Origin of the sequence: Kribbia dieselivorans NBRC 106261, assembly GCF_001552435.1 — a bacterium.
In the GTDB taxonomy this organism is placed as follows: domain Bacteria; phylum Actinomycetota; class Actinomycetes; order Actinomycetales; family Dermatophilaceae; genus Kribbia; species Kribbia dieselivorans.
Genome location: NZ_BCRE01000272.1, coordinates 1 through 2,169, shown reverse-complemented (window position 1 = coordinate 2,169; position 2,169 = coordinate 1). Strand labels below are relative to the sequence as shown.

At 69.2% G+C, this 2,169-nt stretch carries 4 protein-coding genes; 2 read left to right on the top strand and 2 right to left on the bottom strand.

Annotation, left to right across the window (positions count from 1 at the left end):
* Together KD1_RS15785 and KD1_RS15780 are read right to left on the bottom strand one after the other, a co-directional pair.
* Positions 1 to 675 (bottom strand): NAD-binding protein (locus tag KD1_RS15785; protein ID WP_217995918.1); only part of this gene is annotated, 675 nt, incomplete at its 3' end.
* A 1-nt stretch (position 676) separates the two neighbouring features.
* Positions 677 to 1,060 carry a DUF6394 family protein gene (locus tag KD1_RS15780; protein WP_068403492.1) on the bottom strand — a complete coding sequence of 128 codons (384 nt, stop codon included), beginning with the start codon at positions 1,058 to 1,060 and terminating at the stop codon, positions 677 to 679.
* A 113-nt stretch (positions 1,061 to 1,173) separates the two neighbouring features.
* Here KD1_RS15780 and KD1_RS15775 point away from each other — a divergent pair, with 113 nt between their 5' ends.
* Positions 1,174 to 1,569, top strand: coding sequence for a VOC family protein (locus tag KD1_RS15775; RefSeq protein ID WP_068403488.1), 396 nt, complete (start codon positions 1,174 to 1,176; stop codon positions 1,567 to 1,569).
* Positions 1,570 to 1,682: 113 nt separating this feature from the next.
* Positions 1,683 to 2,042 (top strand): DUF309 domain-containing protein, encoded by a 360-nt coding sequence (locus tag KD1_RS15770; RefSeq protein WP_245627444.1) that lies wholly within the window; start codon positions 1,683 to 1,685, stop codon positions 2,040 to 2,042.
* The last annotated feature ends 127 nt before the right edge of the window (positions 2,043 to 2,169 follow it).

The window sequence follows — 2,169 nt, the reverse complement described above, 5'->3', positions numbered from 1 at the left end:
GGGGTGGCCGAGCCCGGCCAGCGTCATGACGCTCGGGACCGAGATGTCGGCGTCGAGCGAGGGCACCTCGACGGCAAGGCCGTCGGCGGAGAGCCCGTCGACCCGTTGGTGGTCCTTGTCGACGACGACGAAGCGATAGCCGGCATCGTCGAGTCCGCGGGCGACAGCAGAACCGGTCTGGCCGTAGCCGCCGATGATGAGGAAGGGTTCGCGCATCCGCCGGACCTTGCGCGCGAACCGCTGGATCTGCACGGCCTGGCGGAAACCGGGCTCCTGCAGGAGGCCGAAGAGGGACGTGAGGGCGTACGTCCAGCCGATCACGGTGGCGTAGATGGAGCCGGTCGTCCACATGCGCTGCGGGATGGTGAACGCGTACGGCGTCTCACCGAAGCCGATGGTCGTGGCCATGTAGGAGATGAAGTAGAACGAGTCGAAGATCGACATCCGGTACGGGTTGCCCTGGTCGTCGACGCCGGGCATCAGGCTGAGGCCGACGACGGAGATCGTGAAGACCGCGACGATGAGCAGCAGCGGCATCCGCATGCGGCGCAGGACGACGAAGATCGCGTCGGCGTACGGCGGCTCCGGTGGAACATCGACCCGGCGTCGCCGCGGTGACGTGCGGATGCCTCGTGACCAAGGTCGCGCGGGAAAGAGCAGGCGGGGCCCGGTCACGTCAGCGCCTGCGGAACCCGGCCGTCTCGATGACGAGGAGCACGACCGAGACGATGTTGGCGAGGAACGCCCCGCCGGAGAGGGAGACCACCGAACCGATCTCGTGGGCGTCGAGCCCGCCACCGTACTCCGTGGCCCAGACGTAGTAGCCCGCCGCGGCGATCAGTTGGAGGCTCGCGACGAGGCTGGAGGCGAGGTGGATGGCGCCGATCTGGGTGCGATCGCCGAACTTGAGGATGACGGCGATGACGTTGACCACGACCGCGGCGTACAGCTCGTAGACGTTGTGTGCGTCCGGGTTGGTGAGGTCGCCGATGAAGAACCCGAAGTTCAGAGTCGCGGCGAGCAGGACGAAGAACCCGAAGACGACCTTCTCGAAGCTCACGGGCCGACCCTATACCGGGGGTGAGTCCGGATGCGGCAGACTCGAGGGGCGGTCATCGATCCACCGTCCGTCATCCATCCGTCATCCATCCGCTGCCGATGAGGAGCCTGCTCATGTCACGCCCGATCCACTTCGAGATCCAGGCCGATGATCTGGAGCGCTGCAAGGCGTTCTATGCGGCGGCGTTCGGTTGGACGTACGAGGACTACAGCGAGTACGTCGGCACGCCGTACTTCGGGGTGGTCACCGGCGAGGACGACGAGCCGGGGATCAATGGGGCGCTACTGCCTCGACCAGTGGCGGCGCCCGGGCCGGAGCAGGGCACGAACGCGGCGGTGCTGACCATGGGGGTCGGCGACTACGACGCGACGGAGAAGCAGATCCTCGCGGCCGGAGGGGTCGTGGCGCTGCCGAAGATGGCGCTGCCCGGGATGGCCTGGCAGGGGTACTACCTGGACACCGAGGGCAATACGTTCGGGATTCACCAGCCCGACCCCGAGGCCAAGTAGGACCTCGTGTGACCCGCGATCAGGATTTGTCAGGACGCGAAAGAGATTCGGCTGGCCGTGCGAGGCAGGCCCGGCCCCGGGATCGGTTGGGTCGCCCGCTCCCGTATGGCGCCGTGGGCGTCGAGCCGGTCTCGGATGAGGCGCTCCCACCCGTGGAGACCGTGTCGCGCGCCCGGGAGTTGCTCGATCAGGGACGGCCGTTCTCGGCGCACGAGGTGCTGGAGGCGCGGTGGAAGGCGGCGCCCGACCACGAGCGTGACCTCTGGCAAGGGCTCGCCCAACTGTGCGTGGCCCTGACGCACGCCGAGCGTGGCAACCGCGCGGGGGCCGAGCGGTTGCTTGAGCGCGCGACGGACCACCTCAACACCCACCTGGCCCGCGACCTCGACGCCGAGCCCTATGGGGTCGACGTCCGCGCCAGCATCGCCTGTGCGCGGGACCGGATCGCTGCCCCGCCCGCCGACCACGCCTGACGGCACGATCGCCCCTCGCGGGCACGGCTGACCTCCCGCCTCCCCCTCGCGGGCACGGCTGACCTCCCCGCCGGGCGGGTGAGTGCCCGGCGGGGTGATCAGCTGGCGCGCTGGCCTGGCGGTCCGA

Excerpts from the sequence above, each read along its gene's own strand:
- KD1_RS15775 (WP_068403488.1), top strand. The coding sequence starts at position 1,174 with ATGTCACGCCCGATCCACTTCGAGATCCAGGCCGATGATCTGGAGCGC.